Source organism: Streptomyces sp. NPDC003016, from assembly GCF_053591455.1.
This window is the reverse complement of the sequence record NZ_JBSFTV010000021.1, coordinates 73,900-96,334: the sequence shown is the minus strand read 5'-3', so window position 1 is coordinate 96,334 and position 22,435 is coordinate 73,900. Positions and strand designations below refer to the sequence as shown.

The 22,435-nt window shown below is 69.7% G+C and carries 18 protein-coding genes; 12 read left to right on the top strand and 6 right to left on the bottom strand.

Annotated elements, in window-relative coordinates:
* Positions 1-18: 18 nt before the first annotated feature.
* Genes ACWDZ4_RS19770 through ACWDZ4_RS19740 form a run of 7 tightly spaced genes read left to right on the top strand, consistent with a single transcriptional unit; the run spans position 19 to position 8,675 of the window.
* A complete protein-coding gene (locus tag ACWDZ4_RS19770) occupies positions 19-981 on the top strand; it encodes a glycosyltransferase family 2 protein (RefSeq protein WP_451509679.1) in 963 nt (320 codons plus the stop codon).
* Positions 978-2,375, top strand: coding sequence for an NAD(P)/FAD-dependent oxidoreductase (locus ACWDZ4_RS19765; RefSeq protein WP_451509678.1), 1,398 nt, complete (start codon positions 978-980; stop codon positions 2,373-2,375). Before ACWDZ4_RS19770 ends, ACWDZ4_RS19765 begins: the two co-directional genes overlap by 4 nt.
* Positions 2,372-3,790, top strand: coding sequence for an aspartate aminotransferase family protein (locus ACWDZ4_RS19760; RefSeq protein WP_451509677.1), 1,419 nt, complete (start codon positions 2,372-2,374; stop codon positions 3,788-3,790). The genes ACWDZ4_RS19765 and ACWDZ4_RS19760 overlap by 4 nt, the downstream gene beginning before the upstream one ends.
* Entirely contained in the window at positions 3,787-4,158 is a 372-nt protein-coding gene (locus tag ACWDZ4_RS19755) for a hypothetical protein (RefSeq protein WP_451509676.1), read from the top strand. Before ACWDZ4_RS19760 ends, ACWDZ4_RS19755 begins: the two co-directional genes overlap by 4 nt.
* Positions 4,155-5,648: a GMC family oxidoreductase N-terminal domain-containing protein gene (locus ACWDZ4_RS19750; RefSeq protein ID WP_451509675.1), complete on the top strand. Its 1,494-nt coding sequence runs from the start codon at positions 4,155-4,157 to the stop codon at positions 5,646-5,648. Before ACWDZ4_RS19755 ends, ACWDZ4_RS19750 begins: the two co-directional genes overlap by 4 nt.
* The gene (locus ACWDZ4_RS19745; RefSeq protein WP_451509674.1) at positions 5,645-6,856 is read left to right on the top strand and encodes an MFS transporter; all 1,212 of its coding nucleotides are present in this window, start codon (positions 5,645-5,647) and stop codon (positions 6,854-6,856) included. Before ACWDZ4_RS19750 ends, ACWDZ4_RS19745 begins: the two co-directional genes overlap by 4 nt.
* Before the next feature lie 55 nt (positions 6,857-6,911).
* Complete coding sequence (locus tag ACWDZ4_RS19740; protein WP_451509673.1) at positions 6,912-8,675, top strand: beta-galactosidase; 1,764 nt, start codon at positions 6,912-6,914, stop codon at positions 8,673-8,675.
* A gap of 72 nt (positions 8,676-8,747) precedes the next feature.
* Here the strand turns inward: ACWDZ4_RS19740 and ACWDZ4_RS19735 are convergent, their stop codons facing one another.
* The 4 genes from ACWDZ4_RS19735 to ACWDZ4_RS19720 form a co-directional block, all read right to left on the bottom strand.
* Positions 8,748-10,508, bottom strand: a complete 1,761-nt coding sequence (locus ACWDZ4_RS19735) for an ABC transporter ATP-binding protein (RefSeq protein ID WP_451509672.1) — start codon at positions 10,506-10,508, stop codon at positions 8,748-8,750.
* A complete protein-coding gene (locus ACWDZ4_RS19730) occupies positions 10,505-12,169 on the bottom strand; it encodes an ABC transporter transmembrane domain-containing protein (protein ID WP_451509671.1) in 1,665 nt (554 codons plus the stop codon). The genes ACWDZ4_RS19735 and ACWDZ4_RS19730 overlap by 4 nt, the downstream gene beginning before the upstream one ends.
* A gap of 100 nt (positions 12,170-12,269) precedes the next feature.
* Positions 12,270-13,160 (bottom strand): FkbM family methyltransferase, encoded by an 891-nt coding sequence (locus ACWDZ4_RS19725; RefSeq protein ID WP_451509670.1) that lies wholly within the window; start codon positions 13,158-13,160, stop codon positions 12,270-12,272.
* A 187-nt stretch (positions 13,161-13,347) separates the two neighbouring features.
* A complete protein-coding gene (locus tag ACWDZ4_RS19720) occupies positions 13,348-14,100 on the bottom strand; it encodes a class I SAM-dependent methyltransferase (RefSeq protein WP_451509669.1) in 753 nt (250 codons plus the stop codon).
* 234 nt (positions 14,101-14,334) lie between these two features.
* Here ACWDZ4_RS19720 and ACWDZ4_RS19715 point away from each other — a divergent pair, with 234 nt between their 5' ends.
* From ACWDZ4_RS19715 to ACWDZ4_RS19705, 3 genes are all read left to right on the top strand, one after another.
* Positions 14,335-14,706 (top strand): VOC family protein, encoded by a 372-nt coding sequence (locus ACWDZ4_RS19715; protein ID WP_451509668.1) that lies wholly within the window; start codon positions 14,335-14,337, stop codon positions 14,704-14,706.
* Between the two features lie 411 nt (positions 14,707-15,117).
* Positions 15,118-16,188: a LacI family DNA-binding transcriptional regulator gene (locus ACWDZ4_RS19710; protein ID WP_451509667.1), complete on the top strand. Its 1,071-nt coding sequence runs from the start codon at positions 15,118-15,120 to the stop codon at positions 16,186-16,188.
* A gap of 183 nt (positions 16,189-16,371) precedes the next feature.
* A complete protein-coding gene (locus ACWDZ4_RS19705) occupies positions 16,372-17,406 on the top strand; it encodes a hypothetical protein (RefSeq protein ID WP_451509666.1) in 1,035 nt (344 codons plus the stop codon).
* Between the two features lie 75 nt (positions 17,407-17,481).
* Here the strand turns inward: ACWDZ4_RS19705 and ACWDZ4_RS19700 are convergent, their stop codons facing one another.
* Positions 17,482-17,901, bottom strand: coding sequence for a hypothetical protein (locus ACWDZ4_RS19700; RefSeq protein WP_451509665.1), 420 nt, complete (start codon positions 17,899-17,901; stop codon positions 17,482-17,484).
* 421 nt (positions 17,902-18,322) lie between these two features.
* On the opposite strand from ACWDZ4_RS19700, the gene ACWDZ4_RS19695 reads away from it, so the two are divergent.
* Positions 18,323-18,883 (top strand): cysteine hydrolase family protein, encoded by a 561-nt coding sequence (locus tag ACWDZ4_RS19695; RefSeq protein WP_451509664.1) that lies wholly within the window; start codon positions 18,323-18,325, stop codon positions 18,881-18,883.
* A 741-nt stretch (positions 18,884-19,624) separates the two neighbouring features.
* Positions 19,625-20,839: a glycosyltransferase gene (locus ACWDZ4_RS19690; protein ID WP_451509663.1), complete on the top strand. Its 1,215-nt coding sequence runs from the start codon at positions 19,625-19,627 to the stop codon at positions 20,837-20,839.
* 79 nt (positions 20,840-20,918) lie between these two features.
* Here the strand turns inward: ACWDZ4_RS19690 and ACWDZ4_RS19685 are convergent, their stop codons facing one another.
* The gene (locus ACWDZ4_RS19685) at positions 20,919-21,785 is read right to left on the bottom strand and encodes a recombinase family protein (protein ID WP_451509662.1); all 867 of its coding nucleotides are present in this window, start codon (positions 21,783-21,785) and stop codon (positions 20,919-20,921) included.
* Positions 21,786-22,435 lie beyond the last annotated feature (650 nt).

Sequence of the window (22,435 nt, the reverse complement as noted above, 5' to 3'; positions counted from 1 at the left end):
AATGCGAAAGGTTGTGCTGTGCCGCACAAGAGACGCGTCTTCAACGAGCGGTGCCCCATGCTCAGCGTGGTCGTGCCCTGCTACAACGAAGCGGAGGTCCTGGCCCACACTCATGCCCGGCTCACCCGGGCCCTCGACCGGCTGGTGGGCTTCGAGTACGAGCACATCTACGTGGACGACGGCAGCGTCGACGGAACATGGCAGATCATCGAGTCCTTGGCAGAGGGGTCCCGCACGGTGCGGGGCGTGAAGCTGAGCCGCAACTTCGGCCACCAGGCGGCCTGCCTGGCCGGCCTGCGGGAGTCCTCGGGCGACGCGGTTGTCGTGATCGACGCCGATCTGCAGGACCCGCCGGAGCTCATCGCGGAAATGGTGGCCCTGTGGTGTGAGGGCTGGTCCGTCGTGTCCGCCCGACGCCGCAGTCGCGCGGGGGAATCCGTGTTCAAAAAGCTGAGCGCCTTCGCGTACTACCGCGTGCTGAACGCGCTCTCGGAGCACGGTCCGGCCCTGGACACCGGTGACTTCCGACTGCTGGACCGCGAAGTGGTCGCGCTCCTCGCCGAACTGCCCGAGAAGGACCTCTACCTGCGCGGCGCGGTGAGCTGGTTCGGCCTGCCGGAGACCGGCGTCGCCTACGACCGTGATCCGCGGCTGGCCGGCGAGTCCAAGTACGACCTGCGCAGAATGCTGGGCCTGGCCCGCAGCGGACTACTGGTCGGATCAGCTGCGCCCCTGCGCCTGCCCACCTACCTGGGGGCCGCCGCGCTGGTGTGCGGCACGGCCGCCGCCGCCGTCACGCGTGATCCGAAGCTACTCGTCAGGCCCGGCGCGTTCGCTGCCCAAGCACTGGCGCTGGGAGCCATCGGCGAGTACCTGCACGCCATATACCGCCAGGCCCAGGGCCGCCCCCACTACGTCGTCGAAGAACACCTCGGAACGGCCCTCCGGCCCCTGCCGACGAAGGAGCGTGTCGTCCTGTGAGTACGCACTCTGTGTCCGCCGCACCCGTGGACGTTGTCATCGTCGGGGCCGGTTTCACCGGCCTGGCGGCCGCGCTGGAACTGGCGGGGAAGGGTCACAGCGTACGCGTCCTGGAGCGGGAGGAAGGCGTCGGCGGACTCGCGGCGAGTTTCGACATCGGCGAGGGCAAGCGGCTGGAGCGCTTCTACCACCACTGGTTCTCCTCCGACGAGGAGATGATCCGGCTGTGCGAGAGCCTGGGGATATCCCATCTGCTCGAAGCCCATGAGACCCGCACAGGCATGTACTACGCCAATTCGGTCTACCGGCTCTCCGCCCCGCTGGATCTGCTGCGCTTCGCGCCGCTGCCGCTGCGGGACCGGTTCCGCCTGGGACTGCTGGCCCTGCGTGCCCGGCGGGTGAAGCACTGGCGCGAGCTGGAGGCGCACACCGCTGAGGAGTGGCTGGTGTCGCTCGGCGGGCGGCGGGTGTACGAGGTGGTCTGGCGGCCACTGCTGGAAGGCAAGTTCGGAAAGTACGCGGACCAGGTGGGCGCCACCTGGATGTGGACCAAGCTGCATCTGCGCGGTGGCAGCCGGACCCGTTCCGGCAAGGAGACCCTGTACTACGTCAAGGGCGGTTGCGAGGCCCTGCTGACGGCGCTGCAGCAGCGTCTCGCGTCCCTGGGCGTCGACATCCGCACCGGTGTGACGGCCGAGGCCGTGCACACCGAGGACGCGGGGGTGAGCGGGGTGACGGCCGGCGGGGTCTTCCACCCGGCCCGCCAGGTCCTCGTCACCGCCGCCCCGCAACTGGCCGGCGCACTGCTGGACCACGAGGGCGCGGACCACCCGGCGGTGCCGGAGCTGAGGCGGCGCTGGTCGGCCGTCGAGTACCTGGGCAACGTCTGCCTGGTGCTGGAGAACAACCGCCGGCTGTCCGACACGTACTGGCTCAACGTCAACGACCCCGACTTCCCCTACGTCGGGGTCATCGAGCACACGAACCTCGACGACCCCGAACGTTACGACGGCAAGCACATCGTCTACCTCTCGAAGTACCTGCCGACCGACGCGGAGCTGTACCGGATGTCCGACGAGGAGGTCTTCGAGCACAGCCTGCCGCACATCCAGCGCATGTTCCCGGGTTTCGACCGCGGCTGGGTCGAGCGCTACCACGTCTGGCGCGCCGAGTACGCCCAGCCTGTGATCACCCCGCACTACACGCGTGTGATGCCGCCGGTCGAGTCGCGCGTCAAGGGCCTGTACCTCGCGGGGATGGCGCAGGTGTTCCCCGAGGACCGCGGAACCAACTACGCCGTGCGTGACGGCCGTCGGACCGGGCTCCTCATCGCCGATCGCCTCTCCTCCGCTGCCTCCACTGCCTCCACCCACCCCGCCCGGGAGCCGGAATGACCGACCTCATGACGCTCGGCCAGGCCGAGGCGATGACCACGGAGCAGGTGCACGACCTGTACCGCCGGCACGTCAGCCGCAGCCAGGTCTCCCTCATCGGCTCCTTCGGATTCGGCCGCGATCAGGTCGACCACGCCCAGGGTGCGTGGATCCACCTGCGCGACGGCCGCCGCATCCTCGACTTCACGGGCGGTGTCGGTGTCCTGAACCACGGGCACAACCATCCGCGTGTCCTCGCGGCGCGGCGCCGCTTCCAGGAAGCACAGCGTATGGAGGTGCACAAGAACTACCTCTCGCCCTATGTGGCCGCGCTCAGCCACAATCTGGCGGCCCTGCTGCCCGGGGACCTGAACATCAGCTACTTCCCCAACTCCGGTGCGGAAGCGGTGGAAGGCGCGGTGAAACTCGCCTACAAATACCACCGGGGCCGCCGCGGCACCATCCTGCACACGGACATCGCCTTCCACGGAAAGCTCCTGGGCGCCGGCAGCCTGACCGCCTCCCCCGAGATCCACTTCCCCTACCCGCAGATCCCCGGCACGGACACCTTCGCCTATGACGATCTCGACTCCTTTCTGCTGGCCCTGGACCGGCACACCAGCGCCTCGGGCGAGAGCGACGTGTACGCCGTCGTCATCGAACCGTTCAGCGCCTCCAGCCTCCGCGAGTGTTCCCCGGAGTTCCTGCGCGAGCTCCGACGGATCTGCACCGAACGCGACATCATCCTGGTCTTCGACGAGGTGTACACCGGCTGGGGCAAAACCGGGGCCCTGTTCCACTTCATGCACCACCCCGGTCTGGTACCCGACATCGTCACCACGTCCAAGTCGTTCGGCGGCGGCAAAGCCTCGATCTCCGCCTACGTCACCCGGGAACCGGTCTTCCGCGCCGCGTACGACAACCTGTCCGACGCCACTCTGCACAGCACGACGTACTACGGCTTCGGTGAGGAGACCGCGACCGCACTGGAAGCCGTGGCCATCGCCGTGGAGGAGGACTTTCCCGGACGCGCCCGCGAACTGGGCGAGCACCTCACCCGGGGACTGGCCAAGGTCGCCGCCCGCCATCCCCGTCTGGTCCGGGAGGTCAAGGGGCGCGGCGCCCTGCACGGTGTGTTCCTCACCCCGGGCCCGAACGTGCCGGACAAGGTCCGCTCGCTGCTGCCCACGTCGGTGGCCAAGGACCCGCAGGCCGTGCCGAAGCTGCTGACCGGCGCCGTGGTCGCCGCCCTGTACCGCGACCACGGCATCCTCACCTTCTTCGGCTCCAACCGCGCCATCGCCCTCGTCGTCTCGCCGCCGCTGGTGGCGCAGCCCGACGAGGCGGATCTGTTCGTGAACGCCCTGGACGAGGTGCTCGACCAGGGCGCCGCCCGCCTCCTGGCCGGCCTCGTACGGGAGAAGGTGACCCCTTGATCCTCACCGAACACGCCCTGCGCGCCTCCGGCCTTCCGGCGTGCTGGGCGGCACAGTACGAAGCGCTGCGCCCCGCCCCGGCACGGGAGCGGGCGGTCCGGCACACCACCGAGAGCATCAACCGGATGCCGGCGGGCTACCGGTGGGCCGTCGCCGCGGCACTGCGGCTCCTCCCCGCCGCCTTCTACGCGCTCACGCGCCAGAGCGTGCACCGCGCAGCCCCCGAAGTGGTGCGCGGTGCGGCGGGCCGGCTCCGCTCCCTGCCGGGCTGCGGTGAACTGCTGCGCGCCACCACGGCCCTGGCGCTCTACGGCGCCCTGGACGGCACCTCCCCGCGGGTCGCACACGCGAAGGAGAGCTTCGGATGAGGCCGGTACGCCCACGTGTCCGGCGCACCGACCGGACCACCGAGGTGGAGTGCGACGCCCTGGTCGTCGGGTCCGGTGCGGGAGGAAGTGTCGCAGCGCTCGAGCTGGTCCGCGCGGGGCGGTCCGTGACCGTCCTGGAAGAAGGCCCCCGGGTCGGCACCCGCGATCTGCTGGAAGCCAGCCCGGCGGAGTCGATGCGCCGCCTGTACCGCAACGGCGGGGCGACCGCCGTGTTCGGCACTCCCACCATCGCCTACGGTGAGGCCCGCGTCGTAGGCGGCACCACAGTGGTCAACGGCGGCCTGCTGTGGGAGCCTTCGCCCCCGGTGCTGGACCGCTGGGCGGCCTGGTCGGGGTACGGAAGCTACCGCGCACCGGTCATCGGGCCCCACTTCGCCGATGTCCAGCGGCGTCTCGGCATGATCGTGCAGGAACACGGGGACGGCAACGAGGACTCGCGGCTGCTGGCGCGCGCCGCCGAGTCCTTGGGCTGGCGCTGGCAGCATCCGCAGCGTGTGGTGCGCGGTTGTGAGCACCGCAACCAGTGCGCCACCGGATGTCCGAGCGGCGCGAAGCAGAGCATGGCACTGACGTACCTGCCCCGGGCGGAGGAGCTGGGGGCCCGCATCCGTCCCGGTGTGCGGGTGGACCGGATCACCCACCATCAGGGCGTGGTGCGGGGCGTGGAGGCGACCGGTGCGGACGGGCGCCGTGTCCGCTACCGCCCCCGCACCCTGTTCGTTGCCGCCGGCCCCATCGGCACACCGGTGCTGCTGCGCCGCAGCGGCATTCACCGGCGTACCGCCGGGCGCCGGCTGGCGCTGCACCTCAACCTGCGGACCATCGCCCGGTTCCCGCGGGTCGTCGACGCGGTACGCGGCACCATGTTCACCGCCCAGGTCCAGGAGCACTCCGCGCTCGGCATGCTCGTCATGCCGTCCAACCTGACGCCCGGCGGACTGGGCGCCGCACTCGCGGGCCGCGAGCCGCACCTGGTCGACGAATTCCTTTCGGCCCGCGCGCACCTGGGCATGTTCACCACCCAGGTGCGCATGCAGGGGTACGCCGGGATCGCCGCGATCGTGGGCGGCACCCCACTGCTGCGGCACGGCATGACCCGGGCCGACCACCACGCCCTGCGCCTTGCGTTCCGCAGGACCGCGCAGCTGCTGTTCGCGGCGGGCGCCGTGGAACTCCTGCCGCCGACCGGCGCGGCCGGGCCGCTGCGCACGGACGCCGACGTCGAGGCGTACTGCGCGCGCGTGCGGCCCGGCGACTGGGAGCTGGTGTCCGTCCACGGCATGGCCAGCTGCCCCATGGCCCTGCCCGAGCGCGGCGGCGTCTGCGACGAGGCCGGGCGACCGCACGGGTTCACCAACCTGTACCTGTGCGACGCCAGTGTGCTCCCCGGCGCGCCGGGCATCAGCCCGCAGGGAACGATCATGTCCTTCGCCCACGAGATCGTGGGCCGTCATCTGGAGAGCACGTGAGCGACCAACCGACCGCACAGCGGATCGCGACGACGCAGGAGTCGCCCGGCGCACCGGTGTTCAGCTCCGCCGCCGTGGTCGCGTCCTGCGCGGGCTTCGTGCTCATCGGCGCGCTCCAGGCCCTGTACGGGCCGGCGATCCCGGCTTTCCGCGAGGAGTTCGGCCTCTCCCCCTCGGCCGCCGGGCTGGGACTGAGCGCCCACTTCATCGGCGGTGTGGCCGGAGTGCTGCTGTTCGACCGGTTCTTCGGCAAGGTCGGCAACCGGCAGATCCTCGGCGCCTCCTACCTGCTCATGGCCGTCGGCGCGGCCGGATTCGCCCTCGCGCCGAACTGGCCCGTCGCCCTGGCCATGGCGCTGCTGGCCGGGCTGGGCTTCGGCGGCATCGACTACGGGCTCAACCAACTGTTCGCCACCGGGTTCGGCCACCGCTCGACCGCCATGCTGAACGTCCTCAACGCCCACTTCGGCATCGGCGCGATCCTCGGTCCCGCACTCATCGGCGCGGTCGGCGCCGCCGGCTACCCGGCGATCTTCATCGGTTTCGCGCTCGCCAACCTCCCGTTGCTCCTGTGCCTGCGGGGCGTACGGAACCGGGCACCACAGCCCGGCGGCTCCGCGGCCGCGGACACCGCCGACAGGCAAGTTCTCGGCCGCAGCCTGGGCTCGGTGCTCGCCATGTTCGTCACCCTCTACGTCCTGCACGTGGCCATCGAGGCAGGCGTCGGCGGCTGGGAACCCACCCACCTGGAGACGGTCGGCTACGGCGCCGGGATCGCCGCGACCGCCACCTCCGTGTACTGGCTGATGATGACCGTCGGCCGGTTCCTGGTGGCACCGATCGCGTTGCGCTTCTCGGCCCAGTCCATCATCACGGTCTCGTGCGCGGGCATGACGGTCTGCCTGTTGCTCGCGGCGGTGCCGGAGCTCGCCCCTTACGCCTACGCCGGTGTCGGGCTGTTCATCGCGCCGATCTTCCCCACCGGACTGCCCTGGCTGAACGAGGCGGCCCCGCGGGCCCGGCGCGCCGGGGCCCTGGTGATCGCCGCGTCCATGGTCGGCGGCGTGGTCGCCGGACCGGCACTGGGAAAGGCCATCGAGTGGTCCGGTGTCCGCGCGGTGCCGCTCCTGCTGGGCGCCATCTCGGCTGTCTGCCTGGCAGTGACCCTCTGGCTGATCCGTTCCACACGCTCCACCGCAACCCGCTGACCGCACCCACCGATCACGCCGGACCCGTACTCCCCCGGCTGAAGGGAAACCCCGCATGCCTGCTCTGACGACATCGTCCGACGGTTTCCTGCTCGGCGACGAGCCGTTCCGGATCATCTCCGGCGCGATGCACTACTTCCGGATCCACCCGGACCAGTGGGCCGACCGGCTGCGCAAAGCGCGGCTGATGGGGCTCAACACGGTGGAGACCTACCTACCGTGGAACCTCCACCAGCCCGACCCCGGCAGTGCCCTCGTGCTCGACGGCATCCTCGACCTGCCGCGCTATCTGGGACTGGCCCGGGCCGAAGGGCTGCACGTCCTGTTGCGCCCGGGGCCGTACGTCTGCGCCGAATGGGACGGCGGCGGGCTGCCGGCGTGGCTCACGTCGGATCCGGACATCCGGTTGCGCAGCAACGACCCACGGTTCACGAACGCGGTCGACCGCTACCTCGACCTTCTGGTGCCCCCGCTCCTGCCGCACATGGCGGCCTCCGGCGGCCCGGTGATCGCCGTACAGGTGGAGAACGAGTACGGCGCCTACGGTGACGACACCAGCTACCTGAAGCACCTGGAGCAGGCGCTGCGCTCGCGCGGAATCGAGGAACTGCTGTTCACCTGCGACCAGGCCAACCGCGAACACCTGACCGCCGGCAGCCTGCCCGGTGTCCTCGCCACCGGCACCTTCGGCAGCCGGGTCGGCCAGAACTTGGACCAGTTGCGGGCCCACCAGGGCGAAGGGCCCCTGATGTGCTCGGAGTTCTGGATCGGCTGGTTCGACCACTGGGGAGAACCGCACCATGTGCGCGATGCGGCGGACGCCGCCACCGACCTGGAACGGCTGCTCGCGGCGGGCGCGTCCGTCAACATCTACATGTTCCACGGCGGCACCAACTTCGGCTTCACCAACGGGGCCAACCACGACCACGCCTACTCGGCCACGGTCACCTCGTACGACTACGACGCCCCTCTCACCGAGTGCGGCGACCCCGGTCCCAAGTACCACGCCTTCCGTGAGGTGATCGCCCGCCACTCACCGGTGCCCGACGAGCCCGTCCCGGCGGCGGGCGCCAAACTTTCGCCCACCACCGTCGTCCTGGACCGCCGGGCCCCGCTGCTGCCTCACGTGGGAGCCCTGGCCGAGGCCGTCCACACCGACGCCCCGGTCACGATGGACGAACTGGGACAGCGGGCCGGATACGTGCTGTACCGCACCACCGTCCCTGCCGCAGGCGACGGCCTGCTCCACTTCACGGGCGGCGTCGGCGACCGCGCCCAGGTGTTCGTGGACGGCGCCCCCGTCGGCGTACTCGAACGCGAGCGGCACGAGGAGACCCTGCCCGTGCGCGTGTCCCGCCCCGGGGCCACGCTGGACGTGCTCGTGGAAAACATGGGCGGGGTCAACTACGGGCCGCGCATCGGAGCGCCCAAGGGCCTGCTCGGACCGGTCACCTTCGACGACACTGCTCTGTACGGCTGGGACTGCCACCCCCTCCCCCTCGGTGACCTGGGCGCCGTGCCGTTCGCCCCGGCCGGCGCGGACACGGACGCCGGGCCCGCCTTCCACCACGGCACCTTCGAGGTCGGCACCCCCGCGGACGCCTTTCTGTCCCTGCCCGGCTGGGGCAAGGGCCAGGCGTGGGTCAACGGCTTCCACCTCGGCCGCTACTGGAACCGCGGCCCGCAGCGCGCCCTGTACGTTCCCGCACCCCTCCTGCACCCCGGCACCAACGGCCTCGTTCTGCTGGAACTGCACGGCACGACCGACCACCGCGTCCTGCTCACCGACACCCCCGACCTCGGATTCGAGAAGTCCTGACCGGATCCGCGTAGCCCGTGCCCCCGAGCCCGAGCCCGCCCGCCGGTGCTCGCGCGGGCGGCGGGCGGCGGACTACGCAGGGGGCCGCTCTCCGTCGCCGCCGTGCCAGGAGCGCCAGAGCGCCGCGTAGGGGCCGCCCGCGGCGATCAGCCGGCAGTGGGTGCCCACCTCCGTGATCCGCCCGTGTTCCACCACTGCGATCAGGTCGGAGTCGTAGGCGGTTTGCAGCCGGTGGGCGACAGCGATCACGGTTCTGCCCTCCAGCACCCGAGCCAGCGATCGCTCCAGATGACGTGCGGCGCCCGGATCCAGCATCGAGGTCGCCTCGTCCAGCACCAAGATGTGCGGATCCGCCAGGATCAGCCGGGCCAGCGCCACCTGCTGGGCCTGGGCCGGGGTCAGCGACAGGGCGCCCTGCCCCACTTCGGTGTCCAGCCCGTGCTCCAGTCCGCGCGCCCACGCGGCCATGTCGACCGCCTTCAGGGCGCCGTACAGTTCGGCCTCGTCCGCCGCCGTTCGGGCCAGAAGCAAGTTGTCGCGCAGGGTGCCGGTGAAAATGTGGTGCTCCTGATTGACGAACACCGCGTGGGTGCGCAGCCGTTCGGTCGGGATACGCGCCAGTTCCGTTCCTCCCAGCGTGACTTCCCCTCTGGACGGAGCGTGGATGCCCGCCAGCAGTCGCCCCAGCGTGGACTTTCCCGCGCCGGACGGGCCCACGAGCGCCAGGCGCGTGCCGGGAGGGATCCGCAAGGATATTCCGTGCAGGACGTCGCGCCCTTCCTGGTAGCTGTAATGCACCTGGTCGGCACACAGCTCCCGGCCGTCAGGGTCCGCGGCGTTGCGGACCGGCGCGTGGGGCAGGTCCCGTACGCCGAGGAGCCGGGACAGGGAGGTCCGGGACACCTGTAGGTCGGTGTACCACCGGAGCGTCTGGCCGACCGGCTGCACCAGCATCTGGGTGAGGAGCACGCCGGTCGTCAGCGCTCCCACATCCAGCCGGCCCCGGAGGACCGCCACTCCACCCGTGGCCAGGACCGAGACGAGCAGCAGCACGTGCGTGCCGTTGATGACCAGGTACAGCACACTGCGCAGCCGCATCGTGACCCGCTGCCACCCCGTCCAGCCCCGGATGTGCTCCTCCGACCGCGCGAGGCGCCGGGGACCGAGCCGGTGGGCCTCGATGGTCCGTGCGGCGTCGATCGACTCGGCGAGTGTCGCGCAGATCGACGCGTAACTCGCGGATTCGGAGCGGTACGCGCTCGGGGCCAGCCGGGCATGCCATCGGCATACCCACAGCAGTTGCGGCAGAACGAACAGCACCGGCAGGGCGAGCAGAGGTTCGGTCCAGACCAGCCCGCCGAGCAGGAACCCGATCCACACCAGGGAGATGACCAGTTGGGGGACGGCTTCGCGCAGGGCGCTGGACAGCCGGTCGACGTCCGTGGTGATGCGTGACAGCAGATCGCCGCTCCCGCTGCCCTCCAGAACTCCTGGCGGAAGCTTCACGGTCCTGGCGAGGAAGTCCTCGCGCAGCTCCGCCAGCATCCGCTCTCCGAGCACCGCCCCGTCGGTGCGTACCCGCCGCGTGCACAGCGCCTGCACGAGGACCGCGGCGAGGAACACTCCAAGAGTCGACGCGGACGGCACCCGGCCGGAGTGCTGCGCCAGGTCGCGGACGACACGACCGAGCAGGAACGGGGCCGCCATCGACGCGCAGACCGCGACGGCGTTCATGGTGATCAGCCGTGCGAACCCATGGCGGTGCCGGCGTACCGACTCCCGGAAATACGCGCGTATCTGCGCGGCGGAGGCAACCGGCAGAGCCACTGTCATGACGTCGGCCCTCCCTGGTCCGCGGGTTCCCCGGCCCGCCCCGGGTCGCGCACGACCAGCGCCCGGTACTCCGGGGCGGTGAGCAGGAGTTCGCGGTGCGAGCCGCTGTTGCGTACGCGGCCGTCGGCCACGAGGACCACGTGGTCCGCGCGGTCGAGAAGGAGCGGACTGAAGGTGAATACCACGGTGGTGCGCCCTTTCCTGATCCTCTTCAACGACTCCGCGATGCGCGCCTCCGTATGGGCGTCCACAGCGCTGGTCGGTTCGTCCAGGACCAGAACATCGGGATCGGTGACGAGCGACCGTGCCAGCGCCAGCCGCTGGCGCTGACCGCCCGAGACAGAGCGCCCGCGTTCGGTGATCCTGACGAGCACCGGATCGTCCACCGGGGTCGCCGACGCGTGCGCGAGCGCTTCCAGTACGTCGCCGCACTGGGCCGCGTCCAGCGCCTGGTCGGCAGAGACGGCTCCTGAGCGGGGGACGTCGAGGAGTTCCTCGACCGTTCCCGACAACAGCACGGGGTCCTTCCCCTGGAGCAACACCGCTCGGCGGGCCGCCTCCGGCGTCGGCGCGCCGAGCGGCGCGGCTCCCCGGCACGCGGAGGGAGCCCCGGTCTCGCCGGCCGGCGAGCTGTGTCCTCCCAGCCGTTCGACGAGCCGCTCACCCGTGTCCGGGTCACCGCACACGACCGCGGTGAGCTGTCCTGCTCGTACCCTGAGACCCGTGGCCGGATCGTACAGGTCACCGGTTGCGTCGCAGGCCCCGGTCACGGGTGGTTCCGTTGCGATCCCTTCCTGCTCGCGCTGCAGCGCGAGCAGTCGCGCCACGCGTTCCGCGGCCGGCCGGGAGACGATCCACGCTGTGGCGATCTCCTCGAACTGTGCCAGTGGTGTCATCAGGAAAGCGACCAGGCCGTAGCACGTGACGAGGTCGCCCACGGACATGCGCTGGTCCAGCGTCATCTGGATGCCGCACCAGACCGCCGTCACGACGAAGAGCCCGCGCAGGAGCACCTGCTGGCCGACGATCAGCGACGACATGTGCGCGCTGTGTACGGCGGCCCGGCGCACGGCCTGCGATGCGGAGCGGTACCGCGCGAGGTAGAGCTCCTCGCCTCCGACACCGCGCAGGACGCGCAGTCCCGCGACAATGTCCGACGCCAGCTCGACGGCCCGCCCCGCCCTGACCCGCTGCTCGATGAAGCGCCGGGTCGCTGCGGGAATCAGCGGCAGGGAGGAGACGGCCAGGAGCGGAACTCCCACCGCCACCACCAGGCCCAGTACGGGCTGGTTCACGAACAGCATCGTCACCACCGCCGCACAGGCGGCCAGGGACGCTCCGAACCGGGCCGTGGCCTCGACGAACCAGCCGATCTTCTCCGCATCGCTGGTGCCCACGGCGACCACCTCACCGGCCGTCGTCCTTCGTTCGAGCGTGGCACCCAGCTCAAGGACCTTGCGCGCCAGCAGCCGCTGCACACGGACCGTGGCCGTGACCCAGTTGGTGACGGCCACGCGGCTGAGCATGACATCACTCAGCACGGTCAGCGTGCCGAGGAGCGCCACCCACCCGATGGCCGCCGCCAGGCCGGTTCCCGAACGGTTGACGAGGGCCTGCACTGCCTGGCCCGAGGCCAACGCGAGTGCCGCGCTCGTCGACATGGCGAGAAACCCCCATACGACGCCCGCGAGTTGCCCTCGGACTTGCCGTGCGTGCAGCCAGACCAGGAAACGGAGAGCCGACCCGGTGTTTTCCGTACGTCTAGAGCGCATCCTGATGCCTGGCATGCGTGTCATACCACCCCGGTACCGGCCTGGGCACGTCGAGCCCGCAGTTGTCGAGAAAGGCGCTCATGTTCCGCAGAAGCCGGCGTCCGGAACGGCGCCGCCCCAGGAACGAGGAGTCACCCAGCAGACGGTAATTCCGGAAGATACGCCGATACTGTCCGAGCACTTCTTCCTGGTTCTTCCATCGATGGGGAATCTCCCGGCCGAAGAGCCCGGACGACCCCAGCTTCAACGGATAGCCGCCGTAATTTCCTTCACGCGCCGGCCGGGGTTCGCGCTGCCGGTGCACACGTCCTTGCTGGACCGCCTTGAAGGAGGTGTAGCCGAGCTCGGCCAGCAAGTCGATTTCGCACTCCAGCCGAGCGAATGACCTTTTCTCCGACTCGATCGAGACAAACCTGGGGCGGCGCTCGAACTGTGACAGAGTACGGAGGCAGTCCACATCGACCCCCTCTATGTCGATCTTCATGTAATGCGGCATTCCGAACTTCTCGATCAGTTCTGCCAGATCGGCCACGTCGACTGTCACTTCTGCTGTCCGACTGAATCCGAGTACTTGGTTGCGCTGGGTCCACTCCTCGAGCACCGTGCCCCAGTCGGGGTTCACTGGATTTCGAAAGAATCGGACTCTTTCTTTTCCGTCGGCACGCCACGCGTCTGGCACGACGGCACCCTCGACGAGATGCAGCCACCCTCTGTCGATTTCCCGCTCGAATCTGTGCCGCGCCTGTGAAATCAATGAGGGGTCCGCCTCGATCGCGACGACCCGGAACCCCTTCGCGAGATAGAAGGCGGAGTCCTCACCGTCCCGCATTCCGATGTCAAAGATCAGATTTTGATCGATCTCAGCCACCTTGCCTGTCATCTGGGCGCCATCCATTCGTATACCGGTTGCTTGCGGCCCGGCCACGTCGGGAGGCGGGACACTGCGCTCCGTGTCCCGCCCCAGGATGCAGGCCGATGATCGATCCGGGATCCCTCACATTGACGCAGTGCATGAACATGAACGGGTGCAGCCGGTGCCGATCCGCGCCCTGTCCAGCACTTCTTGCTCAGCGGGCCGCAGGCACGTCCGCTCGGAGCACGAGGTACATGGGGACGTCCTGCCGCGCGGCATACGTGTCGCCGTCGGTGAAGTGCTCCCTGCGAGGGGCCCCCTCCGAAACACCTGTCACGAGGAATCCCGCGGCCAACAGACTGGTCACGTACGTCTGCAGCGTACGGTGCTGCTTTCGAACCGAGCTGCCGAGCCAGGCGCAGTTCCTACCGCCTTCTTTGAAGTACCTTTCGACGTTCATGCGCCGGGCGATGCCCGACGCCCATTCCCCTTCATATGCGCACGTCACGACGGGATGTTCGACCGACATCACGAACCGGCCGCCGGGAGCGAGCGCACGTCGAACCTCGGTGAGGAATCGATCCAGTTCATCAAGGTAGTGCACGACCATGCGGGCCGTGACAATGTCCCACTGCCCGGGCTCCGGCGCTTCCCAGTCGTTCAGATCCGCCTCGGCCAGTAATGCCCCTGGGAGCCGGCGGGACGCGAGCTCCAACATCTTGGAACTCCCGTCGACACCGAGATAGCGCGCGGCCCCTCTGCGGGTGATCTCCACCCCGAACCGCCCGTCCCCGCAACCGAGATCAAGGACCGAAAAACCAACCACGCTCTCCAGGTAATCGAAGACGTAGGGTTCTTCGAGCGTCGCATTCCCTTCGTCGATCCCGCTCCGCTCCTCTTGGTAACGCGAGAAGACCTCTGGGTCGTCATAGAAATGAGGGCCGTACCGATACGTGGACTGATCCATTTTCGCACGTCCTAAGGAGATTACGGTCGTTCCGGCGACCGGAGCGTCCCTGAAATATGCCGCCCTCATGGGGCTTGCGCAAGGGCCGGTCCGGGCGTGGAACCACCGGCGCCCGCTCTCCGCCGCTCGCCGGACGAACGTGATCGGTATTCTCTCTTCCACCAAGGCGCGTTTCCGACGCCACGACGGCCTCACCCGCGCCTCGGCCGGCGACCGAAGAAGGAGAACGGGTCCATGCCTGCAGCCCTGCGGATCGAAGTGTTCGTCGAAGACCTCGACGCCTTCACCGACTTCTACACCCGCGTGCTGGGCTTCGCCCTCACCGATGACCGTCGCACCAGTGACTGGCCGTACGCGGGCGTCGCCCGGGACGGTGTCCGCATTGGTGCGGCGCGGCCGTGGAGAGCCGTTGACATCGAGGCTCGAAACGTGCCCACGGGAGTGGAGATCGTGCTGGAAGTCGATGATGTCCACGCCGAGCACGTCCGGGCCACCGAAGCAGGCTGGCCGCTCGCCGCCCCGCTCCAGCGGCGCCCGTGGGGACTCACGGATTTCCGGGTGCGCGACCCCGATGGCTACTACGTCAGGATCACCAGTCAGGAGTGAGACGCCGGGCCCCGGAAACCGGAGCCTCCCGTGCGCACTCCTGTCAACCACCCATGATCAACCAGGCGGTTGAATGAGACACCTTCCGAAGCGGACCCGACTTCGGGACCTCGCCCCCTCCATCCGCGCTGTCGGCGCACCGTCGACTCGGGGGACATATCCCTTCAAAACTGCCAGATCCACCCACCTGTAGCGGGCTGACCAGCGGCAACCACCCCCAACTGCCGTCAGCCATATGCCGCAGGCACACCACCTCGCCCGCCCGGCCGCGGCGCGACGAGAACCACTCACCGACACCCCTCATCACGCAGCGCGATGCTCCGAAGGTGATCGCGAACAGAAGGTAGCGGCCACTTCTGGCCAAAAGTAGCTTGATCTCTTCGGTAAGCGCTTACTCTCTCCGAGGCACCTGTGAACGTGCACAGGTCAACAGGCCAGGCAGAGGAGGGCGTTGTGGTCAGTGCTTCTCCCCGCAAGCGCGAACCCACGATCCATGAGGTGGCTCGCGTCGCGGGCGTCTCCCACGCCACGGTCTCCCGGGTCCTCAACGGCGCGCGTTACGTCAGCCCCACGGCGCAACGAGCCGTGGAGGACGCCATTCACGCCACGGGGTACATCCCCAACCGGCAGGCGCGCAGCCTGGTCACCCGGCAGACAGGCTCCGTGGTGGCGGTGATCACCGAGTTCAGGACGCCCCTTCCAAGAGAGTCCGACTCCCTCCAGATCCTCCGCGGCTGCGTCCGCGCCCTGGCCCTGCACGAGATGAGCGTGGAAGTAGTGTTCGTCGGCACGGAGGAGGGAAAAGCCCAGCAACGCCAGTTGGACCGGCATATCGCAGGGCGCCGCGTGCAGGGCGTGCTGCTCATCCCTCACCGTTTCGACGCTCTCCCCGACTGGCTGGTTGGTCAGGGCGCTCTCCCGACAGTCCTGTACGGACGCTCCGAAGGCGTCGGCCGCCGCGTCGGCCGTGTGATGACGGACGACCTCGAGGGCGCTTACGCCATGGCAAGTCATCTGCACGCCTCCGGCCGCCGACGGATCACCGTGATCTCCGGCCCGTCGGACTCTCCTACCGGCAAGGACCGCCTGGAGGGATACCGCGCGGCCCTGACCGAAGTCGGGACGGCCATCGACGACCACCTGGTCGAAAACGGTGACTACACCAGAGCGGGGGGAAGGGCGGCCATGCACCGGCTACTGGCACGTGTCACGGATCTGGATGCCGTACTAGTGGCCTGCGATCACATGGCCGAGGGGGCCATCGAAGCGCTGCACGAGGAGGGCAGAAGCGTTCCCCGGGACGTCGCTGTCGGCGGATTCGACGACTCCGTCTCGGCCGCTCGCCCCCGGTTGACGACCATCAGCCACCCCTGGAACCGCATAGGAGAGGAAATGGCTCGTCTCCTGCTCTCCATGATGGCAGATCAGCCACCCTCATCAGTCATCCTGCCCAGCCGCCTCGTGCGCCGGCTATCGACGTAACGAGGTTGCCGCGCCCGCGTCTCACACCGTCTCCAGCACCGGTTCGCACCTTCGGCAGCACCCATGACTGGTCATCTGCCCGGCGCGACGGCACCACGCAGTGGGAAGGGAAAAGCTATGGAAGCCGGCCAGACCGCGTCATCCGCATGGCGAGTCCTTCACGACGCTCTGTCCCAGGGAGGCTTGACCACGCAGCATGACCCGTCGCTGATGGAGCAGATGACCTCTCTGGGACTGCTGCAGGGAACGCCTTGGGGGTTCGTCCCCGTTCTCGACCGGATCGCCTATCACTCGGTGGCCGGGGCGCTGGGCCAGGACCTGGAAGAGCGCGCCCTCGATTTCCTGTCGGTGGTGCGATCAAGACCTGACCTGCCGGCAGCCGCGGACCGGCCGCCGGTGACATCGAACGGACAGGACCGGCAGAGGTCCGGACCCCAAGCCGTCAGCCACGAGATCGCTCACGCGAAAAGCGAGGTTCTCGTTGCTTTGCCGGGGGCCCAGTTCCCCCAGGAAGTTCTTCAGGAGCTGTCGCGAGCGTTGCAGCCCGCCCTGGCTCGCAACGTGAGCGTGGGAGTCATATGTCAGCATACGACTCGATTCAATGAGTTGGCGAAACGATTCGCCCTGGACATCTGCATCGCGGGCGGGAAGGTGCGCACCCTGGAAGAGTTCTTCAGGCAACTCATCATCGTCGACCGGTCCGCGGCGTTCATCTCGATGCTGGATCCTCACGCGAGGGGGGTGGTGATCAGGGAACCCGTCGCCGTCTCGTTCTTGGTCGACATGTACGAGCGTCACTGGACGCGAGCGGTCGGCCACCCCTTCCAGCCGACCCACGCGGCGCGAGCAGCCACCGAAGTGGGCATGCCGTTCCGTGAGGCGCTCATCAGAATGCTGATCAACGGGCATCCCGACAAGCACATCTCCAAAAGGCTTGGGCTGTCCCTGCGCAGCACCGCGGAACACGTGGCACGTCTCAAGACCGAACTCGGGGCAAAGAACCGCACGGAGATGGGATACCTACTGGCCAAACGGGAGAACAGCGACGGAGGCATCAGCCGCCACGCGTCCGGCGAGGCCGGCAACGAGGAGGGCGCCGTGCGCTCCGCCGAGGAAACCGCGCGTACCGGCCGGCGCGCGGCAGTTCCGCGAGGAGACCGGACCAGCGGTGGCCGGTCAGGAGGATACGCACGTGAAGCAGTGGGTCATGCCCGATGAAACCGTGTGGCATCGCTCAGCCAAGTACGAGTGGACGTGCTGAGTTCCGGGTGGGATCGGCTGCCGAATCGATCGTCACGGCATCCAGTGTGCGGCGATCCGGTCAGCCACCGAGAAGGCGGTCCCGCGGTCCGGGCAGACCGCTCGCCCGAACAGATGCGGCAGACCACGCGTCACGACCGGTTGCCCGTCCGCGAGGGCCCGGTCGTGCAGGCGCTTCGCCAGGCCCTCCGACTCTTGCGGCATCGACGGACGAAGAGGCCCCTTCTCCGCCTCGCGCAAGGAGTGGTCGTCACGGGCGGAGAGGCAGCCCTCCGCGCCGATCACGATGAACATGCCGACGTCGCAGGACGGGCAGTCGACTTCGTACTCACCGGCCCGCAGACCTTCGCGCCATCGGTCCCGGACATCGGCGCCCTCGAACACGTCATCACCGCTGGAGGCGCAGGCCGTGACCGCTCCAGCCGCCCACAGCACCCACAGCACCCACAGCACCCACAGGCGACCCTCCCCGCTACGGCTCGACGCAAGGCCGGCCAACCGCGGCAGAGCCGGCGGGACTTCCCTGCCCGGCGGAGTCCTCTCCGGTCGAGGCACTGGGACCGAGGCTTCCGAGTACGGCCGGCGCGGCGGCTGGGGCGGTGCCCAGGTGGGTTCCGTGGCTCACGCGGACGAAGCCGGGCCCTGCAAGGCCACGGTGCCTGCACCGGCGCCGTCGGAAACTGGTCGGTCACGGATGAGCCGGCAGGGGAAGCCGCGTGTCCGTCGATCGCCGCCTCCCACCGCCGGCCGAGCGCCTGTCTCCGTGCCGTCTTGCCCGACGGGCGCACCACCACCGTGCCCGAGGCCGCGTAGGCTTCGAACATCAGAACTCGGCCCGTTTCAACGTCGCACCGACTTCGTTCCTGGAGACGACATGAGCAGCGCCCTTCTCGTGATGGACGTCCAACGGGCCATCGTGGACATCGTCGGCGGCGAATCCGGATATCTCCCACGCCTGCGCAGGGCGATCGACGGGGCCCGGGCCACGAACACTCCCGTGATCTACGTGGTCATCGCGCTACGTCCCGGCTTCCCGGAAGTCGGCACGCGCAACAGGGCTCTCACTGCCATCGCACGGGCCGGCCTCTACGTCGAGGGCGCACCAGGCACCGAGATCCACCCCGAGGTCGCGCCCCGGCCGGGCGACGTGGTGGTCACCAAGCGACGGGCGAGCGCGTTCTCCGGCAGCGATCTCGACGTGGTGTTGAGGGCGCGCGGTATCGACAGCCTCGTGCTCACCGGCATCGCCACCAGCGCTGTGGTGCTGTCCACCCTGTGCCAGGCGAACGACCTGGACTTCGGCCTCACCGTACTCTCCGACGCCTGTCTGGACACCGACCCGGAGGTGCACCGGGTCCTCATCGAGCGGCTGTTCCCGCAGTGGGCGGATGTGGTCACCGTCGACGACTGGGTCAAGGCGATCACACCTCGATAGCGGCAGGCCCGGTGGACGACACCATGGGTGGTCGGCTCCGGCGGGCCCGGCTGTCTTCGCGGGACGGCCGGGACGCCGTCGGGATGCGCGCACCGGTCGGCCACCCCGCAGGGGTCGCCGACCGGTGGAAGTGACGGGGCGGTACCAGGCAGCAGACTCACCTTCACTTCACGGCCTTCGTCTCTGATCGCCCGCTGGTGCCCTCGATCTTCTCCAGGCTGCCGTGAACGTTGCCGGTTCGAGCGGCTCTCCCGTTACATCGCGCTCCACTCCGCCTTCGCCGAACAGCGCCGCGGCCCTCCGCCGGCCCACAAGTTCCACGCCTGCGTGGAAGACGCCGGCCCCGCTCCGGACTTCGGGGGCGCGGACGGGGCAACCCGATCGCTGGAGGCCGAGGCGGTCGGCATCGCCTCCTGCTCGGCCTCGCCTGCCGCCGACGGCACCCTGCACCGCGGCCTTCGCCCTTCCCCACTTCCTCCAGAGCCGCGGCCGGCTGTCTGAACGGCTCGACCTGTCCAGTGTCCTCGTGGCCGAGTCGGACACACCTGCCCACACCCTGGCTCTGTTCACGAGTTTCGGACAGCGGATGTACGCGGCTTTGAGCAGAACACCGACGTGGCGGTGTTCGATGTTCCTGAGTAACGACAACACGTACGCCCGGGGTTGCAGCAGATAGGTGCGCTGAGGGTTCCCCTTGGCCGGCGACGGCGACCGGGTGGCATTCGCGAGGAGGATCGCTGCATGCGGATTCTGATCATCACCGCCGGCTCACGGGGTGATGTCGCGCCCTTCACAGGCCTGGGGCGGCGCCTGTCGGACGCGGGCCATCAGGTCGCCGTGGCCGCTCACCCGTCTCTCGCCGCACTCGTCGGCGGGTGCGGTCTCGACTACCGGCCTGTGCCGGGAGACCCGCAAGGGCTGCTCCGGGCCTGGTCCCGGGCGGCGTCGCGGGAGGAGTCCCGGGCGCTGACAAGGGCGTACGCGGACGGGCTCGCCGACGGGGTGGCGGAGGCGGTGGCGGGTGGAACCGACCTGGTGCTGACCGCCTTCGGCCCGGCACCGCTCAGCCGGACGGCCGGCGAGGCGTTCGGCGTCCCCGTCATCGGCACCTACCTCGTACCGGCATTCGCCACCAGACAGTTCCCGCTGCCCGGCGCACGGGACGCCGACGTCCTGGGGCCGGAGGGCAACCTCGCCGCAGGCCGGGCAGTGGAGAGGCGGGCGGAAGGGCTCTTCGCAGGCACCGTGACCCGGCTGCGCGCCCGCCTCGGGCTGCCCGCCGGTGCGCCATCGGCACCGGGGGACACCCGGCCGGTCTTCCACGGCTTCAGCCCGCTGGTGGTGCCGCGCCCTGAAGACTGGCCGTCCCGGGTCGAAGTGACGGGTTACTGGTGGCCCGCGCGGCCGCACCGCTGGCAGCCCCCGGCCGAGCTTGCCGACTTCCTCCAGGCCGGTCCGCCCCCGGTGTTCATCGGGTTCGGCAGCATGGCACCGGGGCAGGGGGAACGGCTCAGTGAGCTGGTGGCCGCGGCGGTGGATCGGGCAGGCGTACGCGCGGTGGTGCAGGCGGGGTGGGCCGAACTGAGCGCCTGCGGCGCCGACGTCCTGGCCATCGGCGACGTCCCGCACGACTGGCTGTTCCCGCGTACCGCCGCCGTCGTCCACCACGCCGGGGCGGGTACCACCGCAGCCGGACTGCGGGCCGGGGTACCCGCCCTGCCAGTACCCGTCATGGCCGACCAGCCGTTCTGGGCGTCTCGGCTGCACCGGCTGGGAGTCGCCCCCCGGCCTCTGCCGTTCCAGGGCCTCACCGCCGAAGCCCTCGGCGCCGCGATCACGGCCTGCCTGTCCGAGCCGGCCCACCGCCGCCGCGCGGCCGAACTCGCCCACCGCATCGCCGCAGAGGACGGCGCCGCTGCGGTGCTCGCCCACATCGGCTCAGGGGACGCCGGGTGAGCCCGAGGAATGGGGCAGCACCGAGGTAAGCCCAGAAGCCACCAGTTCTTGATCTTGGCGGGTGTGGTGGTCGGTCAGCTCAACGCAGGCCGGCAGCCGGGAGTGCGTCGACGCGGTTCGCGTACGCGCGGCGGGCCTTGCGCTGGGCCGGGAGCGCCGCGGCGCCGTCGGGGACCTGGCAGAGGTCGAGGAATCGCCGGTGGATCGCGGAGACGGCGGTGACGGCGGTGACGCGCAGGGTGCAGCCCTGGCCGCGCCGTACGGTGATGCCCTGGTCGAGTGCGGCGCGCTCGGCGGGCTCCAGTCCGGCGACGCGGAGGAAGTCGGCGACCTTGCCCGGCATGTCGAGAACGACCGGCAGTTCCGGAGCCGGGAGGCCCGGGGCAGCGGCCGTGTACTCGGGCAGGAGATCCGCGACGGCGGTACGGATGGCGCCGCGGCTGACGCGCCGGTCGCGGGAGAGGGCGGCGATGGACCGGCCCTCCAGGTACGCGGCACGCACGTCGTCGGTCTTCCCGGCCGGGACAGCCGGGCGGCGGCCGCCCTTGTTGCCCTTCGCCTCGGCGGCCCGCAGCCCGTCGTACGTCAGCTCCCCTTGAAGGTCGCGCTGGAGTTCGCCTGCGGCGGCGGGGGTCTGCACCATGGATTTCACGGTGGACAGCAGCTCTCCGGTGCGCGGGTGGCGGGCGGTGAGGTCCATCGCGGAGAACGCGCCGTCGTGGATGCGCAGGGTGAGGCGGTCGCGGTGCAGGACGTCGAGCACGTCCAGGAGGGGCCCGGTGCCACGCACCAGGCGGAACATCTCGGAGATGTGCACGCCGTCGCCCGGCCGCGCGTACGCGAGCAGCTCGCCGAACTTCGGCCGCTCCAGCGGGTGAAGGCGGCTGGAGGTCCCGGCCTGCTCCTCGAAGACAACCGGAGCCTCGATCCCGGCCTCGTCCAGCACCAGGTTCTGCGGTCGGTCGACTGCTGGTCGGTCGACACCCGCTTGTAGACCGGGTGGGCCATGCCGCTCCCCGTGTCGGTGGTCGCATTCGACCCCAGGTGTCAGCAAACCCTGTCATCAGCCGTCATCGGATCTGATGGGATCGGCGCCGCCGCCAACCCCGGAAAGCCCGGGTTCATTGGACGCCCGCCGCGCCTGTCGTCTTCCTTTGACGACATCAAAGACGCGGAGGCCGAAGATCGGCGGATCGGCTGGGCGGGGCCGGGTCGGACGGTCCGGGCACGGACGGGCCTGCCGCCGGGCGTCGCGGCGGCGAACGGGGTGAGAGTTCCCCGATCCGTTCTCCGGGTCGGCCGCGACCGACGGCGGCGTAGTGCTGCGGTCCTGAGATGGGGCCGTCGGCACGGGCCGGGCAGTGGTGGACCGGTCGAGGGCTTGACCCCCTCTGTGCTCGTCTCCTCGGCCGGGTCGCCAGACGAAGCGACCAGATGCCCCCTGGCAGTGAGCTCGACGGCGCCGGTCGCCTCGCCGGATCTTCCCCCTTTTCCCGAGCGCGGCAAAACATCGCCGGCGTCCAAGGGCGGGCTCGCCCATAAGGCAGGCGGGCATCGGGAGCGAAATCAGCGATATACGGAACAGCGGAATGCATG